27 protein-coding genes and 1 tRNA gene are annotated in these 22,343 nt (G+C 61.0%); 14 read left to right on the forward strand and 14 right to left on the reverse strand.

The annotated features are described in order from the left end of the window. Positions 1–8: 8 nt before the first annotated feature. Complete coding sequence (locus HU725_RS06545) at positions 9–1,166, forward strand: MFS transporter (protein WP_186476607.1); 1,158 nt, start codon at positions 9–11, stop codon at positions 1,164–1,166. Further along, positions 1,163–1,699 (forward strand): cupin domain-containing protein, encoded by a 537-nt coding sequence (locus HU725_RS06550; RefSeq protein WP_186476608.1) that lies wholly within the window; start codon positions 1,163–1,165, stop codon positions 1,697–1,699. Before HU725_RS06545 ends, HU725_RS06550 begins: the two co-directional genes overlap by 4 nt. A gap of 117 nt (positions 1,700–1,816) precedes the next feature. Here the strand turns inward: HU725_RS06550 and HU725_RS06555 are convergent, their stop codons facing one another. Continuing rightward, a complete protein-coding gene (locus tag HU725_RS06555; RefSeq protein WP_060479993.1) occupies positions 1,817–2,089 on the reverse strand; it encodes a DUF3509 domain-containing protein in 273 nt (90 codons plus the stop codon). Between the two features lie 266 nt (positions 2,090–2,355). Here HU725_RS06555 and HU725_RS06560 point away from each other — a divergent pair, with 266 nt between their 5' ends. Then, positions 2,356–2,880: an ankyrin repeat domain-containing protein gene (locus tag HU725_RS06560; RefSeq protein WP_186476609.1), complete on the forward strand. Its 525-nt coding sequence runs from the start codon at positions 2,356–2,358 to the stop codon at positions 2,878–2,880. 58 nt (positions 2,881–2,938) lie between these two features. After that, entirely contained in the window at positions 2,939–3,469 is a 531-nt protein-coding gene (locus HU725_RS06565) for a hypothetical protein (RefSeq protein WP_186476610.1), read from the forward strand. Positions 3,470–3,528: 59 nt separating this feature from the next. Here the strand turns inward: HU725_RS06565 and HU725_RS06570 are convergent, their stop codons facing one another. Continuing rightward, positions 3,529–4,467 carry a ZIP family metal transporter gene (locus HU725_RS06570; RefSeq protein ID WP_060479996.1) on the reverse strand — a complete coding sequence of 313 codons (939 nt, stop codon included), beginning with the start codon at positions 4,465–4,467 and terminating at the stop codon, positions 3,529–3,531. Between the two features lie 124 nt (positions 4,468–4,591). On the opposite strand from HU725_RS06570, the gene HU725_RS06575 reads away from it, so the two are divergent. The 4 genes from HU725_RS06575 (at position 4,592) to HU725_RS06590 (ending at position 7,860) form a co-directional block, all read left to right on the forward strand. Then, positions 4,592–4,783, forward strand: coding sequence for a PLD nuclease N-terminal domain-containing protein (locus HU725_RS06575; protein ID WP_186476611.1), 192 nt, complete (start codon positions 4,592–4,594; stop codon positions 4,781–4,783). 143 nt (positions 4,784–4,926) lie between these two features. Beyond that, entirely contained in the window at positions 4,927–6,984 is a 2,058-nt protein-coding gene (locus HU725_RS06580; RefSeq protein ID WP_186476612.1) for an LTA synthase family protein, read from the forward strand. Positions 6,985–7,115: 131 nt separating this feature from the next. Beyond that, entirely contained in the window at positions 7,116–7,352 is a 237-nt protein-coding gene (locus tag HU725_RS06585) for a hypothetical protein (protein ID WP_060479999.1), read from the forward strand. 175 nt (positions 7,353–7,527) lie between these two features. Continuing rightward, complete coding sequence (locus HU725_RS06590; RefSeq protein ID WP_186476613.1) at positions 7,528–7,860, forward strand: ribonuclease E inhibitor RraB; 333 nt, start codon at positions 7,528–7,530, stop codon at positions 7,858–7,860. A gap of 31 nt (positions 7,861–7,891) precedes the next feature. On the opposite strand, the gene HU725_RS06595 is transcribed toward HU725_RS06590, so the two are convergent. Further along, positions 7,892–8,695, reverse strand: a complete 804-nt coding sequence (locus HU725_RS06595; protein WP_186476614.1) for a cytochrome c — start codon at positions 8,693–8,695, stop codon at positions 7,892–7,894. Between the two features lie 479 nt (positions 8,696–9,174). Here HU725_RS06595 and HU725_RS06600 point away from each other — a divergent pair, with 479 nt between their 5' ends. Continuing rightward, a complete protein-coding gene (locus tag HU725_RS06600; RefSeq protein WP_060480002.1) occupies positions 9,175–9,909 on the forward strand; it encodes an amidotransferase in 735 nt (244 codons plus the stop codon). 48 nt (positions 9,910–9,957) lie between these two features. Here HU725_RS06600 and HU725_RS06605 read toward each other — a convergent pair whose 3' ends face one another. From HU725_RS06605 to HU725_RS06615, 3 genes are all read right to left on the reverse strand, one after another. Then, positions 9,958–10,929: a magnesium and cobalt transport protein CorA gene (locus HU725_RS06605; protein ID WP_186476615.1), complete on the reverse strand. Its 972-nt coding sequence runs from the start codon at positions 10,927–10,929 to the stop codon at positions 9,958–9,960. Positions 10,930–10,992: 63 nt separating this feature from the next. Next, positions 10,993–11,712 carry a lysophospholipid acyltransferase family protein gene (locus tag HU725_RS06610; protein ID WP_186476616.1) on the reverse strand — a complete coding sequence of 240 codons (720 nt, stop codon included), beginning with the start codon at positions 11,710–11,712 and terminating at the stop codon, positions 10,993–10,995. Between the two features lie 80 nt (positions 11,713–11,792). Next, on the reverse strand, positions 11,793–12,482 hold the full coding sequence (locus HU725_RS06615) for a crotonase/enoyl-CoA hydratase family protein (protein WP_060480005.1): 690 nt from the start codon (positions 12,480–12,482) through the stop codon (positions 11,793–11,795). A gap of 290 nt (positions 12,483–12,772) precedes the next feature. Between HU725_RS06615 and HU725_RS06620 the strand changes: the two genes are divergently transcribed. Next, positions 12,773–12,862 (forward strand) — tRNA-Ser (locus HU725_RS06620). Between the two features lie 109 nt (positions 12,863–12,971). On the opposite strand, the gene HU725_RS06625 is transcribed toward HU725_RS06620, so the two are convergent. The 3 genes from HU725_RS06625 to HU725_RS06635 form a co-directional block, all read right to left on the reverse strand. Next, positions 12,972–13,352, reverse strand: coding sequence for a hypothetical protein (locus HU725_RS06625; RefSeq protein ID WP_186476617.1), 381 nt, complete (start codon positions 13,350–13,352; stop codon positions 12,972–12,974). A 118-nt stretch (positions 13,353–13,470) separates the two neighbouring features. Continuing rightward, positions 13,471–14,652, reverse strand: coding sequence for an MFS transporter (locus HU725_RS06630; RefSeq protein ID WP_186476618.1), 1,182 nt, complete (start codon positions 14,650–14,652; stop codon positions 13,471–13,473). A gap of 50 nt (positions 14,653–14,702) precedes the next feature. Further along, positions 14,703–15,452: a 3-oxoacyl-ACP reductase family protein gene (locus tag HU725_RS06635; RefSeq protein ID WP_186476619.1), complete on the reverse strand. Its 750-nt coding sequence runs from the start codon at positions 15,450–15,452 to the stop codon at positions 14,703–14,705. A gap of 119 nt (positions 15,453–15,571) precedes the next feature. Between HU725_RS06635 and HU725_RS06640 the strand changes: the two genes are divergently transcribed. Beyond that, a complete protein-coding gene (locus HU725_RS06640) occupies positions 15,572–16,504 on the forward strand; it encodes a LysR family transcriptional regulator (protein ID WP_186476620.1) in 933 nt (310 codons plus the stop codon). A 136-nt stretch (positions 16,505–16,640) separates the two neighbouring features. Here the strand turns inward: HU725_RS06640 and HU725_RS06645 are convergent, their stop codons facing one another. Continuing rightward, a complete protein-coding gene (locus tag HU725_RS06645) occupies positions 16,641–17,111 on the reverse strand; it encodes a GreA/GreB family elongation factor (RefSeq protein ID WP_186476621.1) in 471 nt (156 codons plus the stop codon). 2 nt (positions 17,112–17,113) lie between these two features. After that, entirely contained in the window at positions 17,114–17,506 is a 393-nt protein-coding gene (locus HU725_RS06650; protein WP_186476622.1) for a hypothetical protein, read from the reverse strand. 127 nt (positions 17,507–17,633) lie between these two features. On the opposite strand from HU725_RS06650, the gene earP reads away from it, so the two are divergent. Continuing rightward, positions 17,634–18,767, forward strand: a complete 1,134-nt coding sequence (gene earP, locus HU725_RS06655; RefSeq protein WP_186476623.1) for an elongation factor P maturation arginine rhamnosyltransferase EarP — start codon at positions 17,634–17,636, stop codon at positions 18,765–18,767. Between the two features lie 48 nt (positions 18,768–18,815). Next, a complete protein-coding gene (gene efp / locus HU725_RS06660) occupies positions 18,816–19,385 on the forward strand; it encodes an elongation factor P (protein ID WP_186476624.1) in 570 nt (189 codons plus the stop codon). A 56-nt stretch (positions 19,386–19,441) separates the two neighbouring features. Here efp and HU725_RS06665 read toward each other — a convergent pair whose 3' ends face one another. The 3 genes from HU725_RS06665 to HU725_RS06675 form a co-directional block, all read right to left on the reverse strand. Next, entirely contained in the window at positions 19,442–19,870 is a 429-nt protein-coding gene (locus tag HU725_RS06665) for an organic hydroperoxide resistance protein (protein WP_186476625.1), read from the reverse strand. 141 nt (positions 19,871–20,011) lie between these two features. After that, positions 20,012–20,467: a MarR family winged helix-turn-helix transcriptional regulator gene (locus tag HU725_RS06670; RefSeq protein ID WP_186476626.1), complete on the reverse strand. Its 456-nt coding sequence runs from the start codon at positions 20,465–20,467 to the stop codon at positions 20,012–20,014. Between the two features lie 55 nt (positions 20,468–20,522). Next, positions 20,523–21,479: a LysR family transcriptional regulator gene (locus HU725_RS06675; protein WP_186476627.1), complete on the reverse strand. Its 957-nt coding sequence runs from the start codon at positions 21,477–21,479 to the stop codon at positions 20,523–20,525. A gap of 111 nt (positions 21,480–21,590) precedes the next feature. On the opposite strand from HU725_RS06675, the gene HU725_RS06680 reads away from it, so the two are divergent. After that, positions 21,591–22,340, forward strand: coding sequence for a sulfite exporter TauE/SafE family protein (locus HU725_RS06680; protein WP_186476628.1), 750 nt, complete (start codon positions 21,591–21,593; stop codon positions 22,338–22,340). The last annotated feature ends 3 nt before the right edge of the window (positions 22,341–22,343 follow it).

The following is a 22,343-nucleotide window of genomic DNA, read 5'->3' on the forward strand; positions in this document are numbered from 1 at the left end:
GCCACTCCATGCACCCGATTCCTTATTGGCGCCTGTCCAGCTTCTACCTGTTCTACTTCGCCCTGCTGGGCTCCACTGCGCCGTTTCTGGCGCTGTATTTCGACCACCTGGGTTTCCCCCCGGCGCGCATCGGCGAGTTGGTGGCCATCCCCATGCTGATGCGCTGCGTCGCGCCTAACCTGTGGGGCTGGCTGGGTGACCGCAGCGGGCAGCGCCTGCTCATCGTGCGCCTGGGGGCCTTGTGCACCCTGGCGACCTTCTCGCTGATCTTCTTCGGCAAGAGCTATGCCTGGCTGGCATTGGTGATGGCGCTGCATGCGTTCTTCTGGCATGCGGTGCTCCCGCAGTTCGAAGTCATCACCCTGGCTCACCTGCATGGCCAGACCGCGCGCTACAGCCAGGTACGCCTGTGGGGCTCGATCGGCTTCATTCTCACTGTGGTTGGGCTGGGCCGGCTGTTCGAATGGTTGAGCCTGGACATCTACCCCATAGCCCTGGTGACCATCATGGCCGGTATCGTTGCCGCCAGCCTGTGGGTGCCTAATGCACAGCCGGTAGAGCAGGGCGAGCACGCTGGTGCGGGTGGTTTCCTGCGCCAGCTGAGTGCTCCGGGGGTGATCGCCTTCTACCTGTGCGTAGCGTTGATGCAACTCAGCCACGGCCCTTACTACACATTTCTCACCCTGCACCTTGAGCACCTTGGCTACAGCCGTGGCGCCATTGGCTTGCTGTGGGCACTGGGCGTGGTGGCCGAAGTTTTGATGTTCATGGGCATGAGCCGCCTGTTCGCCCGCTTCAGCGTGCAGCGAGTGTTGCTGGCCAGCTTCCTGTTGGCCGCGCTGCGGTGGCTGCTGCTGGGTAATCTGGCAGGTGAACCAGGGGTGTTGATTTTCGCTCAGCTGCTGCATGCTGCCACCTTCGGCTGCTTCCATGCCGCGAGCATCGCCTTCGTGCAGGCCAGCTTCGGCGCCCGGCAGCAGGGCCAGGGCCAGGCGTTGTACGCCGCGCTGTCGGGTACGGGTGGGGCCTTGGGCGCCTTGTATTCGGGCTACAGCTGGAAATTGCTGGGGCCGAGCTTCACCTTTGGTATGGCCAGCGCCGCAGCGCTGGCTGCAGCCGTTATCATTGCCACTCGTTCGCAATCGACCAGGACCAGCCGCCGATGAGCATCCTCTGTGTTTTCCACCCGTCCAACCCTGGCTTGCCGCACAAGGTGCTGACCCACCACGACGATATCGTCACTACCCTCGCTGAGCAGGGTGTGCGCTTGACCCATAACCCGCTGGCGCTGCGGGTGCGCCCTGGCAGCAGCCAGGCTGAGGTGCTGGAGGTTTGCCGGGAACACTTGGACCACCTGATGACAGCCCACGGTAGTGCGGCGTTCACCCTGCTCAACCGTGACGGCCCCGCGCCAACGCAGGTCGATGTGCGCGATGAACATGTGCACAACAGCGAAGAGGTGTTTGCCGTAGTTACAGGGCGTGCGCAGCTCGGCCTGCGCCTGGGCGAATACGTTTATGCCGTATTGTGTGAAAAAGGTGATGAATTGGTCGTACCAGAAGGTACGCGGCGGTGGGTGGAGTTGGGTGATAACCCGTTCTGCTTGGCGTTGCGCCTGTTCGGTAGCGAACGGGATGTCGAGCCAGACTTCACCGGCGATGTGAGTGCGCGGGCGTTTCTGGGTATCGACGAGTTGTAATGCCTGCCCTGGCCTTTTCGCGGTTAGAGCCGCTACCACAAGCACCCCGCCATCCCTAAGGGCAATGCAGTACTAGCGGTGGCAACTTGGCCGCGAAAGGGCCAGTACAGACAAATCTCAGCGGTAAGTCGGCAGCGCGAAACGCTGCTGGCTTTGCAACATCGAAATTACTGGCAGCTCGCTGGCCTGCTCGGCCAAGTCGCGGCGAATGGCACTGATCGCCCAGGACAGCTGTTCGGCACTGTGCAGTTGGCCGTAGGTCAGCACTCGGCGAGTGACCTTGCCATCAGCAGCGCGCAGGGTCAGCAATACGCCACCATCAGGACGGGACTGGGTGGCAACCTGATAGGCCGGGAAGACCGAAACGAATTTTTCCTGGATGAGGTCCATATCAACTCCTGACTGATGTGTTGGCAGACGTGAGTTGAATATTGCAGTGACCGTGCCAGGTTTTGGCTTAATGAAAAAGCCAGTAAATTCAGTAGGTTAGAGCGGAATTCGAGAAGTGATATCGTGCAGCCTGCATGGTCATGCATTTTGCACAGTGCATTTTGCACGGATCGGGATTTGCCTATCGCCGCAATAGAATCTGAACCTTTGACCACATGGCATGCCTGACTAAGACTAGGGCAACGAATTATGCCAGGAGGTTCCCGATGTCCGCTCAACCCGCCGCATCTGCGATGACCAATGATGAAGCCGCCGCTTTCGCCGAGCAGGTGTTCGACTGCGCCCGCCAGGGCGATGCGCAAATGCTCGAGCGCCTGCTAGCCAGTGGCTTGCCTGCGAACCTGCGCAATCATAAAGGTGACACCTTGCTGATGCTGGCCAGCTACCACGGTCAGCACGACGCAGTCAGGGTGCTTCTGGCCAACGGTGCCGACCCGCTGATCGCCAATGATAACGGCCAGTTGCCCATCGCCGGGGCGGCGTTCAAGGGTGATCTGGCAATGATCCGCCTGCTGCTCGACAGCGGTGTGCCGGTGGATGCTGCTGCCCAGGACGGGCGCACGGCGCTGATGCTGGCGGCCATGTTCAATCGAATCGAGATCCTCGACCACCTGCTAGCGCAAGGCGCTGATCCTGCACGGCGCGATGCTAGAGGCGCTACGGCACTGATGGCTGCGCAGACCATGGGCGCACAGGACGCTGCCGCGCGCCTGCAAGCACTGGCCAGCTAACGGTTCGGGGGCATTTGCGGCTATCCTTGGCGCCTTTGACCTGCCGCAGGCCCCCCTCATGAAAAACCAGTTGCTCGAATTCATCAGCCTGATTGGCGCCGGCTGCATGCGCGCTGAGGAAATCGAGCGCATCGCCGATGAGGCCGCCCACGCCTACGCCGACCCGGCCGCCTTCCTGGCCGCCAACCCGGACATCAACTACGACGACAGCTTCCCGATTCCGCTCGGCGAATGGGTAGTGCTTGGCAGCCTGCCGGATACGGTGGTGTTCCAGGCCGATAGCTATCAAGCGCTGTTCCAGCAAATCAGTGATTCGTTCGACCAGAGCGTGCCGTTCACCCTCAAGCCCAAGCAACTGGCGCGCACCGAACCGCTGACAGCCCTGAATCGTATCCAGGTGCAGATGGGCGCATTGAACAAAGAGGCCGGGGGGTATGTGTTGCTGAACTTCAGCCAGTTGCTTGATGACGAGCTGCAAATGGTGATGGTTGGCCAACAGGACCTGGCGCGGGTCCTGGAGCTGGGCGCAGCGCTCAACATCAAGGTGGAGCCGGCGCTGGAGGCGTTGAAGGTCGCCGTTCACGTCTGATTTCACGTTCTGCCTGTTCGCGGGAGCCCGCGAACAGGGCAGTACAGGCCAACGGTAACTCAGCCCAATGCGGTATCGAGGAACATCATCACCGCGAACCCACCCATCAGCCCAAGGGTGGCTGACGTCTGATGCCCATTACGATGGGTTTCCGGTATCACCTCATGAGACACCACGAAAATCATCGCTCCCGCCGCCAGCCCCATGCTGATCGGGTAGGCCAGGGCGAAGCCGGTGGAAATCCCCAGGCCAATCACCGCGCCCAATGGCTCCATCAACCCGGAGCCTATCGCCACCAGCGCAGCCTTCATGTTCGACAGGCCCGTCGCCCGCAAAGCCAGGGCCACGGCTAGGCCCTCAGGGATGTCCTGAATAGCGATGGCACTGGTCAGTGGCAGGCCAATGTTCAAATCGCCATTGGCAAAGCTCACCCCGATCGCCATACCCTCTGGCAGGTTATGCAGGGTGATCGCCAACACGAACAGCCATACCCGGTTGATGCGTTCAGCCTGCGGGCCACAGGGGCCGGTGCTCTCGTGCTCATGTGGGGTGAAGCGGTCCAGGCCCAGCATCAGCAGCACACCCAACCCCATGCCCAGCACAACGGTGAAAGCCGCAGCAGGGCCATTGCCGGTGATTTCACGAGCTGCGTCCAGGCCCGGCAAAATCAGCGAAAACGAACTGGCGGCGAGCATCATGCCGGCCGCAAAACCCAGCATTACATCCTGGGTGCGGGTGCTTACATCGCGCAGTACCACCGCCAGCACTGCCCCCAGTGCCGTGGCCGCGAAGCCGGACAGCCCGCCGATAGCTGCCAGGTGCAGGTTTTCGGCATGGTCACCGGTGAAGGCGTTCCAGAAGCTGGCCGCCAGCAACACGATGACTGCCAGCAAGCTTAACGCCAAGCCTGCGCTTAGCCACGGAGCGTCGTGGGCTTGCTGGCGCCAGGCGTTGATCATAGAGAGCGGGGTGGCGCTGTGGCTGTGAGCGGGTGGCATAGAAACCTCGAAATCCATCAGTACTGGCAGTCTAAGCAGTGACCTGTGCAGCTGGCCAAGGATTCCCTTCTATCGTTGCGATAGAAGGCTATGCTCAGCAACAGCCTTTCAAGGAGAACGTAACATGGGCTCTACTTTCAATGGCCTGGTCGGCCTGATCATCCTCGCTCTGGACATCTGGGCGATCCTCAACGTCATCAAAAGCAGCAGTGAAGTGGGCGCCAAGGTCCTGTGGATTCTGCTGATCGCCTTGCTCCCGGTGGTGGGCCTGGTGATCTGGGCGATCGCCGGGCCGCGGGGCAACGTGCGTTTATGAAACCTGCTTGGCAGACAAAATCTGCAATAGTGGCGTGACAAAATTTTCACACTGGTTTAAACAGAATCCGCACCCGCACAACGCAGCGTTGGGCACCCCCCAACGCCACCTTCGCAAACCGCAATCCTAGGACATTCCCATTCATGGCTAACACGGATGCCTTGAAGCAACAGGGCGCGCGAGCCTATACGCCGACCTTGAAATCGCACCTGGCCTACACGCTGCTCAGCGCCCTGGTGATCATGTTGATGCTCAGCCTGGTACGCCTCGCGCTGCTGGTCTACAACAGCGACATGATCGGCGACACCCCTTACTCGACCGTCGCCGAAGGCTTCCTCAATGGTTTGCGCTTCGATCTGCGCGTGGTGGTCTACCTGAGCATCCCGCTGCTGCTGGCGATGCTCAGCCCCTGGCTGATGGCCCGGCGTGGGCTGTTCCGTTTCTGGCTGACCCTCACCTCCAGCGTGGTGATGTTCCTCGGCTTGATGGAGATGGACTTCTACCGTGAGTTCCACCAGCGCCTCAATGGCCTGGTGTTCCAGTACATCAAGGAAGACCCCAAGACCGTGCTCAGCATGCTCTGGTATGGCTTCCCGGTCGTGCGCTATCTGCTGGCCTGGGCCTTCGGCACCTGGCTGCTGAGCCTGCTGTTCAAGGGCATCGATCGCTTGACCCGGGGTACCGGGCGCCAGCGCGTGGCGCCTTGGTACAACCGCCTGGCGGTATTCATGGTGGTCTTGCTGGTAGCGGTGGTCGCTGCCCGTGGCACCCTGCGCCAGGGCCCGCCGATGCGTTGGGGTGACGCCTTCACTACCGACTCCAACTTCGTCAACCAGTTGGGCCTCAATGGCACCCTTACCCTGATCGACGCTGCCAAGAGCCGCTTCGGCGAAGACCGCGCCAATATCTGGAAGCCCGTGTTGAAGCAAGAGCTGGCTACCGAAACCGTGCGCAAGCAACTGCTGACCGCCCATGACACCCTGGTCGATGCCGACGAGGCTGCCGTGCGCCGTGACTTCCTGCCACCGGCCGACCGCACCCTGCCGATCAAGAACGTCGTAGTGATCCTCATGGAAAGCTTCGCCGGCCATTCTGTCGGCGCCCTGGGCAGCCCGAACAACATCACCCCGTATTTCGACAAGTTGGCCAAAGAGGGCCTGCTGTTCGACCGCTTCTTCTCCAACGGCACCCACACCCACCAGGGCATGTTCGCCACCATGGCCTGCTTCCCCAACTTGCCAGGCTTCGAATACCTGATGCAGACCCCGGAGGGTGGCCACAAGCTGTCGGGCCTGCCGGCGCTGCTCGGTGCCCGTGACTACGACGACGTGTATGTCTACAACGGTGATTTCGCCTGGGATAACCAGTCCGGGTTCTTCGGCAATCAGGGCATGACCACCTTCATTGGCCGTAACGACTTCGTCAACCCAGTGTTCTCCGACCCCACCTGGGGCGTGTCCGACCAGGACATGTTCGACCGTGGTAACGAGGAGCTGGCCAAGCACGATGGCAAGAAGCCAATCTATGCGCTGCTGCAAACCCTGTCCAACCACACGCCGTACGCGCTGCCTGCCAACCTGCCGGTGGAGAAAGTCACAGGCCAGGGCCGCCTGGACGAGCACCTGACCGCCATGCGCTACTCCGACTGGGCACTGGGCCAGTTCTTCGAGAAAGCGCGTAAAGAGCCTTACTTCAAGGACACCCTGTTCGTCATCGTCGGCGACCACGGGTTCGGCAACCAGCAGCAGGTCACCGAGCTGGACCTGGGGCGCTTCAACGTGCCGCTGCTGCTGATTGCGCCGGGCATCCAGGAGAAGTTCGGTGCGGTGAACCACACCGTCGGTACCCAGGTCGACATCGTGCCGACCATCATGGGCCGCCTGGGTGGCCAGACCCGCCACCAGTGCTGGGGGCGCGATCTGCTCAACCTGCCTGAGGGCGACCCGGGCATTGGCATGATCAAGCCGTCGGGCAGTGAACAGATCGTAGGCCTGGTCAAGGGCGACCACCTGCTGATCGAATCCAAGGACATGAGCCCTCGCATGTACCGCTACCAGCTGGGCAAGGAGTTCAAGGCCGAGCTGATCGAAAGCCCGGAGCAGACGCAAATGCTGCAGCAGCTTGAAGCCTTCATCCAGACCGCTACCAAGAGCTTGCTGGACAACACTGCCGGTGTGGTCCACGGCACTCCAAAGAAATAAGCCGCAACCCTGGCGCTGAACCCAAAGGGCCGCATAGCGGCCCTTTTTTTTGCCTGAACGAATGCCCTGGCCCAGGGTCTGCTTCTACAGGCGCTACACACCAGGCGCTGTACGATCCAGAGGGCTATTCAATGAAAGAGTGGGAAGTCATCTTTGCCGATCAGAAGGGCGAGCCAACCACCTTGCTGATGCACGGTGAGCAACGCCCTAGCGAGGAAGAGGCCGCACGCGCCATCCGTTCGCATCTGTTTCCGATCATGGATGAATTGGACCTCAACGACTTCCAGGACCGCGCTACATCACCAACCGCACGCTGGCTCAAGGAGCAGAACGGCGTGATCATCACCAGCATCCAAGAAGCCCCTTGAATCAACGGTTGGCGTGGTGCCTGTGCAGGCACTACGCTGTTTGAAGGTGCCGGTCTTTTCTGCAGGCCTGCACCTGCGTCAATTCGCGTCTCTCATCAGCTCGATCTGCCGGCAGTGCCTGCAGGTGCGTAGTGCACGGAAAGTCTATCCATCGCTTTACTCGGGAGGACGATTCATGAGCAGCCTGAACGACGATATCAGCAGCAACGTTTTGCGCCAGATGAAAGCTGGCGGTTTCGATTTCACTCGCATTCACCCCATCGAGTTCTACGCGGTATTTCCAGATGAAGCAGGGGCCCGCCGCGCGGCCAGGCAGTTTCGGGGCGAGTCGCTTAACGCCCAGGTGCATGAGCGCGACGATGGTGCGTGGCACTTGGAGCTGAGCAAGGTCATGTATGCCACATACTGCGGGATTGGTGACTTCGAGGAGGCCTTCGAGCAATTGGTTTCACCCTACGGCGGCGAAGTCGAAGGGTGGGGCGTCAAGCACGAAAGGCAGACTGCCTAAGGTTATGGGGCTGCTTTGCAGCCCTGCACATTCAATGCTTCTTGCGCTCAGCCATGTGCGCAAGATACGCCAGCACAGCATCGAGCTCCTGTTCATTCAATACATTCTCGGCGAAGCCCGGCATGCGCGCCTGAGGCCATTGCCTAAGGCGCTGTGGGTCGCGAATGTACATACGTAGGTATTGCGGCTGGAAATATTCAGTGGGATTGTGCGGCAGATTGAGGTCTGGCCCGAACTGCGCATCGCCCGCACCATTGAGCCGGTGGCAGGCCAGGCAGTTCTGCTGAAATAGCGCGAACCCTTGGCGTACCGGGTCATTGGCCGGCAACCGCGGGTCAGGCAGCAGCGCGGGAAAACGTTGCTCTACCGGAGCAAGGCTGCGGATGGTGGCGATCTGAAAGGGCCACTGTTCGGGGCGGATACCGCTTGCCTGCGGATTGGTCCACACCAAGTAGAACGGCCCTGCGCTGGGTTTGCCCTTGCCAAGGGGTGGCCAGGGTTTGGCTGGGTCTTGCACCGCGAGCCACGCCTGTGCGGGGCCTTTTTGGAGCAGCGGGGCGGCGGGCATTTCCGCGGCGAACCCGTCCAGTGCAACGGCCTGCAGATGGTCCTCTGGCTTGACCCCTTGCAGCAGTGACGCCACGGGTACGGCGCGATAACGCATGGGGTGTTTGTAGGCCACATCCTGGTCGATATCGATGTCGCGCGCCTGTGGGTGCTGCAGCAATTGCTCACTGGACCACTGCACGCTGTGGTCGCCCCATTCAAGGTGCAACTGCGCCGCCGATAACGGCAGGCTCAACGATAGGGCAAGCGCGGCGAGACATTGGCGCATGGGTGCTCTCCAGTCTTAAACACGGGAGATTAACCCAAGCAAGGCACTTGGCGCTCTCAGCCGAACAAGCGTGTAAGGTTGGGGAGAATCAACAGCAATGTCGTAGCGAACAATATCAGCCCAGCTTGGCGAAGCTTCGAATGTCTGAACATGGCGGACCGCCTTTTTGTTGTTATTCCTGATTACCCGGTGGCTTCCTTGTCGGGTCTGCTTGTGTCGTATAGGTGGATATAAACCACCCACAGAACTAGCGTTACCCTCACTTGAGAACCCTTTGTGCTAAAAGACTGCATCTTTAGCGCTGGTGGCTATGAAGCATTGGGCCATACCGCTGACAGCTGCTGCGTAGACACCCGCAAATACCTTCACCCTCGTCCGACAGAATGTGACCGTTCGTCAGTGCAGCCTACTTGCTTGTACGTGGCTTTCGCGGCAGTCTCTACAGCTGATTTCCACCCATGTCGTTCAGGACTATCCCTATGTCGTTACGCATCTGCATCCTTGAAACCGATGTCCTGCGACCGGAGTTGACCGCGCAGTACGAGGGCTACGGAAGGATGTTCGAGCAGCTCTTTTCGCGTCAGCCCATCGCAGCCGAGTTTTGCGTGTACAACGTAATGAACGGCGATTACCCGCCCGAGGGCGAGCGCTTCGATGCTTATCTAGTGACCGGCAGCAAGGCCGATTCGTTCGGTAGCGATCCGTGGATTCAAACTCTCAAGGCGTACCTGCTCAAGCTATACCAGCGCGGCGAGAAGCTGCTGGGCGTGTGCTTTGGCCACCAGTTACTGGCGCTGACTCTGGGCGGCAAGGCCGAACGTGCCGATCAGGGCTGGGGCGTAGGGATCCACCGCTATTCGCTGGCGGCCCACGCGCCGTGGATGGATCCAGAGGTTTGCGAACTGTCCCTGCTGATCAGCCATCAGGACCAGGTCACAGAGCTGCCTGAAGGCGCTACGGTCATTGCCTCAAGCGACTTCTGCCCGAACGCCGCTTACCACATCGGTGACCAGGTGCTGTGCTTCCAGGGGCATCCAGAGTTCGTCCATGACTACTCACGGGCGCTGCTCGATGCGCGTCAGCAGTACTTGGGCGATGAGGTCTATCACAAAGCTGTCGCCAGCTTGGCCGCCGAGCACCAGGGTGACTTGGTGGGTGAGTGGATGATGCGGTTCATCCAGCAGCCGACCAAAGCCCGCGACAGCGCTGCATGATCGACCCTGGGTAGCAGCGCAGCGTAGGGAAGGGGCCCGCCTAGGGCCCTACAACCAGCCAGACTTCTTGAAGCTGGCGAACAGGCCGGTACAGCCCAGTACTATCACGCCTAATACCCCGTAGTAGCCGTAGTGCCAGCTTAGCTCTGGCATGTTCTGGAAGTTCATCCCGTAGATCCCCGCAATCGCCGTGGGGAAGGCAAGAATCGCCGCCCAGGCGGCGAATTTGCGCTGCACGATGCTTTGCCGTGAGGCCTCCAGCAGCATGCCGATTTCGATGGTCTGGCTGGCGATGTCGCGGATTCCTGCCAGGTCCTCCAGTTGACGTGTGACGTGGATCTGCACATCACGGAAGTACGGGCGCATGTTCTTGTCGATGAACGGGAAGCTCAAGCGCTGCAGTTCTTCACCGATCTCCACCATCGGCGCCACGTAGCGGCGCAGGCGCAGAATGTCGCGGCGCAAGCTGTGCAGGCGCTGAATGTCCGATTCGCGCAGCGAGTTGCTCAACACGCTCTGCTCCAGGGCTTCGATCTCGCCATGGATGGCCTCGCTGACCGGCTGGTAGTTTTCCGTGACGAAGTCGAGCAGGGCGTAGAGCACGAAGTCCTCGCCGTGCTCGAGCAGCAGCGGGCGTGCCTCACAGCGCTGGCGCACCAGGGCGTAGGATTTGGAGTGGCCGTTGCGGCAGGTGATGATGTAGCCGTTGCCGGCGAAGATATGAGTTTCGATGAACTCCAGCTTGCCCTCGTGGCGTACCGGCGAGTAAGTGACGATGAACAGCGCGTCACCGAAGGTTTCCAGTTTGGGCCGGCTGTGTTTTTCCAGCGCATCCTCGATAGCCAGTTCGTGCAGATTGAACTGGCACTGCAGGTTGGCCAGTTCCTCGGCGTTGGGCTCTTCGAGGCCGATCCACACGAAGTGCCCAGGCTTGCGAGCCCACTCGCTGCCTTCGTCGATACTGATATTGGTGACCTTTCTGCCTGCGGCATACACCGCCGATGCCACGACTCGACCCATGGTTGTCCACTTATCCGGTTGCACACAATTTACAGCTTGGGCTGTAGTTGAGCGTAGAGCAACCTAAAGGCCGGCCAGTTCATTTTCCATGTGATCGATGCATTGCTGCATCTGGGTGCGGCACTGTTCGATCAATGCTGGCAGGTCCTGCTGGCTGAGGCCGCTGGTAGCGATCGGCGGCAGTGATCGCACGATCACGCTACGCCGCCGCCAGCTGTTCAAGCCAAGGCGCCGGGCATAGCGGCTGACGCACACTGGCACGATCGGCACCCCGGCTTCGACAGCCATATGAAATGCCCCTTTCTTGAATGCCAGCAACTGATCCGTAGGGTTGCGGGTGCCTTCAGGAAAGATCCAGATCGAGGTGTCTTCACGCAGGATGCGGGTGGTGGTCTGCATCGCCTTGCGCGCCTGGTAGGCGTTCTTGCGGTCGACCAGCACATTGCCGCCCAGCCAGAACAGCTGGCCGAACAGTGGAATCCAGCCTAGGCTTTTCTTGCCGATGGCAACGGTGCGCTGCGGCACCACATGGCCGAGGATGAACAGGTCGAAGTTGGACTGGTGATTGGCGACGATCACACAGCCGGGCGGCTGGTCCCATAGTGGGCCAACTTCGGCCTTGACCCTGATGCGCAGCAGCCAGGTGGCCGGCAGGCTGTAGAGGCGAGCGAAGATACGGCTGTTGTCACGGTTGAAGGGGCGCAGCAAGCCGATCAGCAAGCCAACGGCGCCCACCAGCAGAAAATGCAGCCCCAGCAGGAGCATGCGAAGGGAGTAGAGCATGGTACGACTCACACCAGACAGTCGTGGCGCAGTGTACGACCGTGCACTGGCCGGGGCAAACCGGTGTGAGCCGCAGGCAGTCAGCCCATATGGCCCTGGTCCAGCAGAATCGCCTCGTCCAGGGCGTCCAGCAGCGCCTTGCGCACTTTCAGCTTGGTGTTCTTGTGCGCCAACATGTTCAGCTTTTTCAGCTCATGGGCTACGCCTTGTGCGGTTTCCAGCAGTTGCTCAGCTGGCACCAGGCGGTCGAGGAAGCCGGCGTCCACCGCGTCTTTGGGCTCGAACATCTCGGCATTGATCACCGCGCGGTGGAAGGCTGAACGGCGCAGGCGGTCGCGAGCCAGCTCAATGCCGGCGTGGTGCATGGTCATGCCGATCTGTACTTCGTTCAGGCCAATCTTGTACGGGCCTTCGACGCCGATGCGGTAATCCCCCGACAACAGCAGGAAGGCACCTTTGGCCACGGCATGGCCGGAGCAGGCGACGATCACCGGGAACGGGTGCGATAGCAGGCGCCGCGCCAAAGTGGAGCCTGCGGTGACCAAGGCCACAGCTTCCTTTGGGCCGCAGGTCATCACTTTGAGGTCGTAACCGCCGGAAAGGATGCCCGGCTGACCGGTGATGATCACCACGGCGCGCTCTTGGGTGGCACGGTCAAGGGCAGCGTTGAAGGCCGCAATGACGTCGGGGGAGATGGCATTGACCTTGCCGTTGTTCAGGGTCAATGTAGCGACGCCGTCTTCGGCGTGGTAGTTGATCAGCTCGCTCATGGCGCAGTCCTTGAATTGGCGTGGCGATGACGTTACCCAGCGCGGTGAGCCAGGTAAAGCGCAAAGGCTGACTGGGCAGTCAGCGTCAGGGCGCAAGCCCTTGCCGGGCCAGGAATGCGTGCCCCAGCCTTGGAAAAGCGCTGGCCAGATTGGCAGCTATGCCCTGGCTGCCAAGGTTTTTCCGTGGGTTGGCTTAAATACATGAAAAAATTGAAAAAAATGCTTGCCAAAGAAAAGCTCTTCTACTAAATTAGCGCGCCTCGACGGGGTGAAAGCCTTGGAGAGAAAACGGTGAAGTGTCCGAGTGGTCGAAGGAGCACGCCTGGAAAGTGTGTATACGAGAAATCGTATCAAGGGTTCAAATCCCTTCTTCACCGCCACATTCCGAAAAGCCCCCGAGCTGAAAAGCCGGGGGCTTTTTGCATTGCGGCCAAAGCCGCTCCTACCGGTTGGGACTTATCCCACGGCCTGCGCGAGCCGCGTGGGGGCTCAATCAGGCGCTTTGACAGGGCGGTGCTGGCGCCAAGTGTCGTCGATCTTCGACCAGGTCTTGCCGTCGGTGATGGCCATCAGTTTGCGGCCATCTTTGAAGGTGGCCAGGAAGGTGGCTTCTTCCTCTTTGCCGCCCAGCCAAAGCCCGGCCAGCAGGCCCACCGGGCCGGCCACCAGCGCACCGGCCACGCCCCAGCCCAAGGCGCTGCCCAGGCTGCGGTTGGATTCAAGGCTCGCCAGGCGCAGGTCAGCGATACGCGCCAATGAAATTCGCTCGCCGGGTGACGGGCTGCGCGAAGTCTTGAGTGTGAGCGATCCATTGCGAAACTCGCCTTCACCTTGCAAGAAATCGCCGGATTGCACCGTGAGTCTTGTCATTGCTTCATCCTGTCAGTGAAAGGTCCTTGGCCTGCGTCTACTCAGCGCCACCGGGGCAGGCAAGTCAACGAGCAAGCGACAGAGGGTAATGCGGCGCGATGTCGCGACCTACGCTGGCTCAAGCCAACTGCGCAGCTGCCTTGCGCTGCGCCATGCCCCATGCCGCCAAGGCCAGGGTGCCTATCACCAGTCCTGCTACCACGATGCCCATCCACCCTTGCCGCTGGAACAGCTGGGTGCCCAGCAACGAGCCTAGCGCACCACCGATGAAGTAGCAGGTGATGTAGCCGGCATTGAGCCGAGTTCGTGCTTCAGGTCGCAAAGCGATCACCGCGTTCTGGTTGCTCACATGCACCAGTTGCACGGCCAGGTCCAGCAGCAGCACGCCGACCAGCAACGCCAGCAGCGAGTGTTCGGCAAAGCCCAGCGGCACCCACGATACCAGCAGCGTCACCAGGCCAACGGTGGTCCCCAGCGAACCCTTGCCACGGTCGGCCAGGCGCCCAGCCCAGTTGGCAGCCAATGCCCCCGCCGCCCCGGCCAGGCCGAACAGGCCGATGGCGGCGTCTGAATAGTGATAAGGCTCGCGCGCCAGCAGAAAGGCCAGCGGCGTCCAGAACAAGGCAAACAGGCTGAATGCCAACAACCCCAGTAACGAGCGCAGACGTAGCACCGGCTCTTCGATGAATAGGCGGAACACCGAGCCAATCAGCGCTGGGTATTTGAGCCCTGCATGGCTGTTGTGCTCTGGCAGGCTGCGGTACAGAGCCAGTGCAGTCAGCGCCATCAGTACTGCAGCCAGCACATAAATGCTGCGCCAGCCCCCCAGTTTTGCCATGAACCCCGCCGCGGTACGTGCCAGCAAGATGCCCAGCAACAGCCCGCTCATCAGCGTACCTACCACGCGCCCGCGCAGGTCCGGCTCGCTCAACGCGGCGGCCATCGGCACGAGTATCTGCGCTACCACCGAGAATAGGCCGGTCAGGGCGGTGCCTAGCAGCAGCCAGGGCAGGCTGGGCGAGCAGGCACTGATGACCAGGCCCAAAGCGGACAGAGCTGTCATGAACACGATCAACCGCCGTTGCTCGAACAGATCCCCCAGCGGCGCCAGCAGCAGCAGGCCGGCGCCATAGCTGAGCTGGGCAGCGATGACGATGCTCCCTGCACTGGCAGTGCTCAGCCCCAATTGCTCGGCAATGCTGTGTAGAAGCGGTTGCGCGTAGTAGTTGCTGGCCACGGCCAGGCCGGTGGCGGTCGCCATCAGCAGGATCAGCGCGCGGCTGAGGGTTGGCGATTTCATGCGTCTCTCATATTCAAAGGTGAATCCGGGGGCGTAAGGCCCCCGGTTCATCAGGCGGCGAACCCACCATCGGCGGTCAGGCTGGCGCCGGTGATGTAGCCGGCCTCAGGTCCGGCCAGGTAGGCGACGAAGCTGGCGATTTCATCGGCCTGCCCATAGCGCCCGATCGCCATCAGCGGGATCAGGCTATCGGCGAACTCGCCACTGGCGGGGTTCATGTCGGTATCCACCGGCCCAGGCTGCACATTGTTTACGGTGATCCCCTGGGGCCCCAAGTCTCGCGCCATGCCTTTGGTCAGGCCAACCAGCGCCGATTTGCTCATGGCATATGGAGCACCCCCGGCAAAGGGCATGCGTTCGGCATTGGTGCTGCCGATGTTGATGATGCGCCCGCCGGGGCCCATGTAGCGCGCGGCTGCCTGGCTGGCGACGAACACACTGCGCACATTGACAGCGAGCATGCGGTCGAATTCCGCCAGGTCGAACTCGGCCACCGGTGCCACTGCCAGCACGCCTGCGTTGTTCACCAGGATATCGAGGCGGCCGAAGGCCTTCACGGTATCGTCGACCGCCAGCTGCAGTGCAGCGGCTTCGGCGCTGTCGGCACGCAAAGCCAGGGCTTTTCCGCCGCTGGCCTGGATCTCTTCGACCAGTGCTTGCGCAGGGCCAGCGGAGCTGACGTAGGTGAAGGCAACCTGCGCACCGTCGCGGGCCAGTCGCCGTACGATGGCCGCGCCTATACCGCGCGAGCCGCCTTGAACGAAGGCGACTTTGCCTTCCAGGGTAAGTTGCTGGGACATGCTGATCTCCTGCTCGAATAGCAAGGCCGAATGCCTTGGATGCACGCAGTATCGACCGATGATTACCTGCTGATAAGATGGCAATCACTATCATCAGAGTAAACCTTTGGTTGGCAATCATGGCCATGGAATCTTTCAACGCCCTCGAGTGCTTCATCCGCAGCGCCGAGGTGGGCAGTTTCGCCGAGGCGGCGCGACGCCTGAGCATCACGCCTGCGGCGGTCGGCAAGCATGTGGCTCAACTGGAGGCGCGTCTTGGCGTGCGGCTGTTTCAGCGTAGTACGCGCAGGCTGACATTGACCGAGGCTGGGCAACGTTTTCTGGGTGAGGTCAGCGACAGTTTTCGTACCATCCAGTACGCGGTGGCCAACCTCGCCAGCGCCGAGGGCCAGCCTGCCGGGTTGTTGAGGGTCAGTATGGGCACTGTGTTCGGGCGCCTGTACGTGCTGCCGTTGCTGGGTGATTTTTTGCGTCGCTACCCGGCAATCACCCCGGACTGGCATTTTGACAACCGCCAGGTCGACCTTATCGGCCAGGGCTTCGATGCCGCTATTGGTGGCGGTTTCGAGCTGCCATTGGGAGTAGTGGCGCGCAGGTTGACCCCGGCACATCGGGTGTTGGTGGCAGCGCCCGGTTACCTGCGCCAGCATGCCGATATCGATGGCCCTGAGGCATTGCAGGGCCACGACGGGGTTCTGATCCGCTCGCCACAGACCGGGCGCGTTCGCTCCTGGCCATTGACCAGCCGCTGGGGAGAACAGCAGCCGTTGATGCTACGTCAAGCGATGACCATGAGCGACTCGGATGCCGCTTGTGCGGTTGCGCAGCAGGGCCTGGGCATCGCCTTGGTAAGCTTGCCGTTCGCCGTGCCCTATCTGCAGGCGGGGCAGCTTCAAAGGGTGCTGCCGGACTGGTATGTAGATGACGGGGCGATAAGCCTGTACTACGCCGAGCACAAACTGTTGCCCGGCAAGACCCGAGCGTTCATCGACTTTGTGGTGGAGCAGTTTGCCGAAAGGCGGTTGGCAGAGCGCTTCGATGCCTTGGCCTAGAAGGCTATCGCTAGCGCTGGCCGTTTCGCAGCGCCTGCAAGCACGGGTAGGCGTGAGCCTCAAGCAGCGGGCGCGGCGTTTGCCGCGAAGAGGCTAGTTCCGGTAACTCAGAAAGTTGTTCTTGTCATTTCACGGGTCAGGCAGCACCGATGATGAAGAACACCTGAGCCCCGAGATTCACTTCATCCTCGACCTTCTTGCCCAGCAGTTGCTGGCCCAAGGGGGAGCGCGGGGTGATCACGGTCACCTGCTCATCACCTTCGCCAATCTTCAGCCCCGCTGCCTCTGGCCCGAGGAACAACAACCGCTGCTCACCCTGTTCATCCTCAAGGGTCACCAGATTGCTCACCTGCACCCCGAGAGAGTCGTCGTAATCACGCAATAACAGCTGTTGGTAAGTCAGCAGCGCCTGGCGGATTTCGGCTGTACGTCGCGCTTGGCCTGTGGCCAGATACGACGCCTCAAGCCCCAAAGTGTCGTACTTGTTCTCGGCGATGTTTTCTTCGGCGGTTGCCGCCTCATAGGCGGCCTGCGCTGCGCGGCGTAGCACCTGCATGTCGTTTTCCAGGGTTTGCACAATGCATGTGAGCAGGGTGGCCTTGTTCATGGTCAGTAGCAGAACTCAAGCACGTTGGCCTGGCTTTTGTCGGTTGGCGCGGTGCGATTCTGCGCAAGCCAGAACTGACACTTGGGGCTGTTGAGATTGCGCGGGTTGCCCTGGGCGGCTTCAGCAGCCTGCTGAGCTTCCTGTTTGTGCAGGATGTCCTTGTAGCGCTCGAACATCTCGGTTTGTGCATCGGCCGGTTGCTTGGGCGCCGCCGCTGGAGCCGGCTCGCGATAGGCAGATGGCGGTAGCTCCGGGTCGAGCTGCTCGGGCCACAGATGCAAGGCCAGCGCCACGCTTAGGCCGATCGCCACGGCGCCAAGCCATAAGCCCAAGGCTATACACAAAACCAGTTGCAGCGGTTTGAGGGTGATTGTCAGTTCACGGTGGCGCGGCATGGGGCCTCCTGGCGGAGCGGGGTGGTGGGGCATTGTCGCATGGGTTGGGCTTTTTTCCGCGCTGTGCTTTTGTAAGTGGCCATTTATCCGCAAAATGCGCGTTTTTTGCGCGGCGCAAGGCAGGCACATGAAAACCACCTGGGATATTTTCTGCTCCGTCGTCGACAACTATGGCGACATCGGGGTGACCTGGCGCCTGGCTCGGCAATTGGTCGCCGAACATGGTGTCGCGGTGCGCCTGTGGGTAGATGACCTGCGGGCCTTCGTGCCGCTGTGCCCGCAAGCCGATGCCGATGCGCTGCAGCAATGGCAGCAGGGGGTCGAGGTACGCGCCTGGCCTGCGCAATGGCAGCCAGTGGTGCCTGCCGACGTGGTGATCGGCGCCTTTGCCTGCCAGTTGCCCGCAGCCTACGTCGATGCGATGCACTCACGCCCTCAGCCGGTGTTATGGTTGAACCTTGAATACCTGAGCGCCGAGGATTGGGTAGAGGGCTGCCATGGCTTGCCTTCGCCCCAGCCCAATGGCCTGCGCAAGCTATTTTTCTTCCCAGGGTTCACGGCCAAGACAGGTGGCCTGTTGCGTGAAGCTAACTTGCTGCAGCGCAGGCAGGCTTTCGAGGGATCGGCCGAGGCACGTGCGGGCTTTCTCAAGGGGCTGGGTGTACAGCCGCAGCCGGATGCTTTGCTGGTGTCGCTGTTCGCCTACGAAAATGAGCGGCTGGGCGGTTGGCTCGATGCGCTGCGCGCAGACACTCAGCCGGTTCACCTACTGGTCCCGCAAGGGCGCATTCTCGGTCAGCTGGGTGCCTGGCTGGGTGAGCCGCACTTGCAAGTTGGGCAGGTGTATCAGTGCGCCAGCCTGACGGTACAGATTTTGCCATTCGTCAGCCAGGACGATTATGATCGCCTGCTGTGGAGCTGTGATTTCAACGCCGTTCGCGGGGAAGATTCGTTTGTACGTGCCCAATGGGCTGGCCGGCCGATGCTATGGCACATCTATGTCCAGGATGAAAATGCCCACTGGGACAAGCTCGAAGCCTTCCTCGCCTTGTACCGACAGGGCTTGTCAGCCCCCGCGGCCGACGCACTGATGGCGTTATGGCGCGCTTGGAACATGGATCGCGACATGCACGCGGCCTGGCAGACTGCCCGTAAATACTGGGCAGAACTGCAGCAGCACGCCCGTGATTGGATCACGGCCCAGGCCGCTCGGCCGGACCTTGCCAAGGCGCTGGTACAGTTTTACCGAAATTGGCTATGATATGCGGCCTCGATTTTTATAAATCCATCCAGATTCGGATACTTCGTAATGAAAACTGGTAAAGAACTGAAACCCGGCACCGTACTGCGGATCGACAATGACCCGTGGCTGGTTCAAAAAGCCGAGTTCACCAAGTCGGGTCGCAACAGCGCGATCATGAAGACCAAGCTGAAAAACCTGCTGACCGGCTACAAGACCGAAACCGTATACGGTGCAGACGACAAGCTGGACGACGTGATCCTGGATCGCAAAGAAGCGACCCTGTCGTTCATCAACGGTGACGAATACACCTTCATGGACACCACCGACTACACCATGTACGAGCTGAACGCCGAGGACATCGAAGCCGTTCTGCCGTACATCGAAGAAGGCATGGATGACGTCTGTGAAGCGGTGTTCTTCGAAGGCCGCCTGGTATCGGTTGAACTGCCGACCACCATCAGCCGTCAGGTTGTCTACACCGAGAACGCTGCACGTGGCGATACCTCGGGCAAGGTGATGAAGCCTGCCAAACTGAAGAACGGTACCGAGATCTCGGTCGCTGACTTCATCCAGATCGACGAGTGGATCGACATCGACACTCGCGACAACAGCTTCAAAGGTCGCTCCAAGAAGTAATTTCTTGAGTAACGCAAAAAAACCCGGCCTTGGCCGGGTTTTTTTTTGCCTGCGATTTATACGGTCACATGCAGCCGTACATCGACGTTGCCGCGGGTAGCGTTGGAGTACGGGCAAACCTGGTGCGCCTTTTCCACCAGTGCCTGGGCGTCAGCCGGTGCCAGGCCCGGCAGATCAATATGCAGGTCGATGTCCAGGCCGAAGCCTCCAGGGATCTGGCCGATACCGACCTTGGCAGTGATGGAGGTTTCGCCGGGCAGGGCCTTCTTATCCTGGCTGGCGACGAACTTCAGTGCGCCGATGAAGCAGGCCGAATAACCAGCGGCAAACAACTGCTCGGGGTTGGTGCCGTCACCGCCAGCGCCGCCGAGCTCTTTGGGGGTGCTCAGCTTGACCTGCAACTTACCGTCGCTGGACTGGGATTTGCCGTCGCGACCGCCGGTGGAAGTAGCTTGTGCGATGTACAGCGCAGTGACCTTTTGCATTTTGAGCCTCGCTAAGTGAGCTTGCGCCCCTGGGCATCCTGGGGCATCGGGTGAACACAGGGTTTAAATTAGCGCGCAATTATTTAGCGTGCAAGATAAAAACCTGCCATTCATCGGAATGCCCGACACACAGCCTAGCCGTCAGAGGTTTTTCTGCAGGCTTTCGCGCAGCTCGAGCAGCTCGGTTTGCAGTTGTTGGAGGCGCTCCAGGCTGCGGCCGCTGGCCTTGAGGATGCACTGTGGTACTTCCCGTGCCTGTTGTTGCAACGCCCGGCCTTTATCCGTCAGTTGCACCAGCACTACCCGTTCATCCTCGCGGCTGCGGTTGCGCTGCAGCAGGCCTTCGCTTTCCAGGCGTTTGAGCAACGGGGTGAGTGACCCTGGGTCGGTCAAAAGCCGCTGGCTGATCTCTCCGACGGTCAGGCCATCCTGTTCCCACAGAACGAGCATGGCCAGATATTGCGGGTAGGTCAGACCCAACGCTTGTAGCAGAGGTTTGTACACCTTGGTCATCAGCAACGAGGTGGAGTGCAGGGCGAAACAGACCTGGTTGTCCAGCAGCAGCTCGTCACAAGAGGCTTGGTTGTTGGCGTTCATGCAGGTCCTTGAATGTCATCAATTGGGGAATCTACCACGCTCAAGGTAGGGGCGCTCATTGCCAGCGCAGCTCGCTGCGCAGCGCCAGGTCCCAGGGTGGAATGGGGCTGAAGCGGCTCTTGAGAAATTCGAGCAGCAAACGGCTGCGAGAGTTCGTTTCATGTTCAAGGCGCAGTGCATAAATGCCGCTGCTCTCGGCTGCTGGCAGCCCCGCTTCGCAGAACAGAGGCAACAGTTCGCCACGCAGCAGGTACTCGCTGATCAGCCAAGTAGGTAGGTGGGCGATGCCCAAGCCTGCCAGCGCGCCGAATAACAATGTCTCGGCATTGTTGGCCGCCATGCGCATGCGCGCCGGGCGGTAGAGGCGCACTTGGCCGTCTACTGCGAAGCGCCAGGCGAACGGTGGTGCTAGGCCATCCCAGTCGAGGCCGTCGTGGCCGGGCAGCTCGCTGGGGCAAGCGGGCAAGCCACGGCTGGCCAGATAGCCCGGGCTGGCACAAGCTATGCGCACCATCGGTGCCAGGGTTGTTGCGACCAGCCGGGTATCCGCCAGTGGGCCGGCGCGCAGCACCAGGTCGACTTCGCCCAGATGGCTGCCATGCAGGTCGACGAAGCTGTCTATCAGCCGCAGTTGTACGTCCAAACCCGGATAGGCCACCAGAAAGTCGGCGATCGCCGGTGCCAGGTGGCGGCGCCCGAAGGCGGCTGGGGCGTCGATGCGGATCAACCCTTCGGGGGCGCTGCTCAGCGACACTGCCTCGGCGCGTGCCAGGCGTAACTCCTCGATGATGCGCCGGGCACGCTCGGCGAACGCATTGCCGGCAGGGGTCGGGCGTACGGCATGGGTGCTGCGGGTGAACAGGCGGCTGCCGACAGCGTTTTCCAGGCTGTCGATGCGCCGGGCAACGGCGGAGGGAGTCAACGGGTGGCGGCGTGCGGCTGCTGAAAAACTGCCGGTTTCCAACACGTCGAGGAACAGGCTCAATTGGTCGGTCAGAATATCGGGGCTCATGATCTCGGTGCTTTTGCGAAGAACGCACAGCCATTGTGCGTTGCTGTGCGTTTCCCTGCCAGCACGCAGTCGTTAGCATGCTCATATTGATAACCGGCGGATGAGGCCCTGATGATCGAGTGGTTGATGTATATCGTGCTGGGCGCAGCCCTTGGCACCATGGGGGGATTGTTCGGCATTGGTGGTGGCCTGATCGCCATTCCGGCGCTGGGCGTTCTGTTTGGCCTTGATCAGCAACTGGCTCAAGGCACGGCGTTGGTGATGGTGGTGCCAAACGTGCTGCTGGCACTGTGGCGCTATCATCAGCGCAACCGCATCGAATTGCGCCACGCGTTGCCGCTTTCTCTATGCAGCTTTTTGTTCGCCTGGCTGGGCTCGATCTGGGCGGTGGGTATCGATGCCCATTCCATGCGCTTGGGTTTTGTCGGTTTTCTGGTCGCGCTGGCGGTGTGGAACGTGCTGCGAATGTTCCTCAAGGTCGCACCGCCCAGCACTGAGTTGCGCTACCCATGGCCGTGGCTGGCAGTACTGGGCAGCTTCGCCGGCACCATGGGCGGGCTGTTCGGCGTAGGCGGCGCGGTGGTGGCCACGCCCATCCTGACCAGCGTGTTCGGTACTACCCAAGTGGTGGCTCAAGGCTTGTCGCTGGCGTTGGCGGCGCCGAGCACGTTGGTTACCCTGGTGACCTATGGGGTGCACCACAGTGTGGACTGGCACGTGGGCATCCCTTTGGCGATTGGTGGCCTGCTGAGCATCAGCTGGGGGGTCAAGCTGGCCCATGCATTGCCCGAGAAGGTGCTGCGGGGGATGTTCTGTGTCTTCCTGGTGGTTTGTGCGGTGATGCTGGGCTTCGAGCTGTAGGGC

The sequence above is a fragment of the Pseudomonas promysalinigenes genome, from assembly GCF_014269025.2.
GTDB classification, from domain to species: Bacteria; Pseudomonadota; Gammaproteobacteria; order Pseudomonadales; family Pseudomonadaceae; genus Aquipseudomonas; species Aquipseudomonas promysalinigenes.

What these genes read in the sequence shown, in the direction of transcription:
- HU725_RS06545 (WP_186476607.1), top strand. Translation starts at nt 9, where the DNA reads ATGCACCCGATTCCTTATTGGCGCCTGTCCAGCTTCTACCTGTTCTAC.
- HU725_RS06550 (WP_186476608.1), top strand. Translation starts at nt 1,163, where the DNA reads ATGAGCATCCTCTGTGTTTTCCACCCGTCCAACCCTGGCTTGCCGCAC.
- HU725_RS06555 (WP_060479993.1), bottom strand. Translation starts at nt 2,089, where the DNA reads ATGGACCTCATCCAGGAAAAATTCGTTTCGGTCTTCCCGGCCTATCAG.
- HU725_RS06560 (WP_186476609.1), top strand. Translation starts at nt 2,356, where the DNA reads ATGTCCGCTCAACCCGCCGCATCTGCGATGACCAATGATGAAGCCGCC.
- HU725_RS06565 (WP_186476610.1), top strand. Translation starts at nt 2,939, where the DNA reads ATGAAAAACCAGTTGCTCGAATTCATCAGCCTGATTGGCGCCGGCTGC.
- HU725_RS06570 (WP_060479996.1), bottom strand. Translation starts at nt 4,467, where the DNA reads ATGCCACCCGCTCACAGCCACAGCGCCACCCCGCTCTCTATGATCAAC.
- HU725_RS06575 (WP_186476611.1), top strand. Translation starts at nt 4,592, where the DNA reads ATGGGCTCTACTTTCAATGGCCTGGTCGGCCTGATCATCCTCGCTCTG.
- HU725_RS06580 (WP_186476612.1), top strand. Translation starts at nt 4,927, where the DNA reads ATGGCTAACACGGATGCCTTGAAGCAACAGGGCGCGCGAGCCTATACG.
- HU725_RS06585 (WP_060479999.1), top strand. Translation starts at nt 7,116, where the DNA reads ATGAAAGAGTGGGAAGTCATCTTTGCCGATCAGAAGGGCGAGCCAACC.
- HU725_RS06590 (WP_186476613.1), top strand. Translation starts at nt 7,528, where the DNA reads ATGAGCAGCCTGAACGACGATATCAGCAGCAACGTTTTGCGCCAGATG.
- HU725_RS06595 (WP_186476614.1), bottom strand. Translation starts at nt 8,695, where the DNA reads ATGCGCCAATGTCTCGCCGCGCTTGCCCTATCGTTGAGCCTGCCGTTA.
- HU725_RS06600 (WP_060480002.1), top strand. Translation starts at nt 9,175, where the DNA reads ATGTCGTTACGCATCTGCATCCTTGAAACCGATGTCCTGCGACCGGAG.
- HU725_RS06605 (WP_186476615.1), bottom strand. Translation starts at nt 10,929, where the DNA reads ATGGGTCGAGTCGTGGCATCGGCGGTGTATGCCGCAGGCAGAAAGGTC.
- HU725_RS06610 (WP_186476616.1), bottom strand. Translation starts at nt 11,712, where the DNA reads ATGCTCTACTCCCTTCGCATGCTCCTGCTGGGGCTGCATTTTCTGCTG.
- HU725_RS06615 (WP_060480005.1), bottom strand. Translation starts at nt 12,482, where the DNA reads ATGAGCGAGCTGATCAACTACCACGCCGAAGACGGCGTCGCTACATTG.
- HU725_RS06625 (WP_186476617.1), bottom strand. Translation starts at nt 13,352, where the DNA reads ATGACAAGACTCACGGTGCAATCCGGCGATTTCTTGCAAGGTGAAGGC.
- HU725_RS06630 (WP_186476618.1), bottom strand. Translation starts at nt 14,652, where the DNA reads ATGAAATCGCCAACCCTCAGCCGCGCGCTGATCCTGCTGATGGCGACC.
- HU725_RS06635 (WP_186476619.1), bottom strand. Translation starts at nt 15,452, where the DNA reads ATGTCCCAGCAACTTACCCTGGAAGGCAAAGTCGCCTTCGTTCAAGGC.
- HU725_RS06640 (WP_186476620.1), top strand. Translation starts at nt 15,572, where the DNA reads ATGGCCATGGAATCTTTCAACGCCCTCGAGTGCTTCATCCGCAGCGCC.
- HU725_RS06645 (WP_186476621.1), bottom strand. Translation starts at nt 17,111, where the DNA reads ATGAACAAGGCCACCCTGCTCACATGCATTGTGCAAACCCTGGAAAAC.
- HU725_RS06650 (WP_186476622.1), bottom strand. Translation starts at nt 17,506, where the DNA reads ATGCCGCGCCACCGTGAACTGACAATCACCCTCAAACCGCTGCAACTG.
- earP (WP_186476623.1), top strand. Translation starts at nt 17,634, where the DNA reads ATGAAAACCACCTGGGATATTTTCTGCTCCGTCGTCGACAACTATGGC.
- efp (WP_186476624.1), top strand. Translation starts at nt 18,816, where the DNA reads ATGAAAACTGGTAAAGAACTGAAACCCGGCACCGTACTGCGGATCGAC.
- HU725_RS06665 (WP_186476625.1), bottom strand. Translation starts at nt 19,870, where the DNA reads ATGCAAAAGGTCACTGCGCTGTACATCGCACAAGCTACTTCCACCGGC.
- HU725_RS06670 (WP_186476626.1), bottom strand. Translation starts at nt 20,467, where the DNA reads ATGAACGCCAACAACCAAGCCTCTTGTGACGAGCTGCTGCTGGACAAC.
- HU725_RS06675 (WP_186476627.1), bottom strand. Translation starts at nt 21,479, where the DNA reads ATGAGCCCCGATATTCTGACCGACCAATTGAGCCTGTTCCTCGACGTG.
- HU725_RS06680 (WP_186476628.1), top strand. Translation starts at nt 21,591, where the DNA reads ATGATCGAGTGGTTGATGTATATCGTGCTGGGCGCAGCCCTTGGCACC.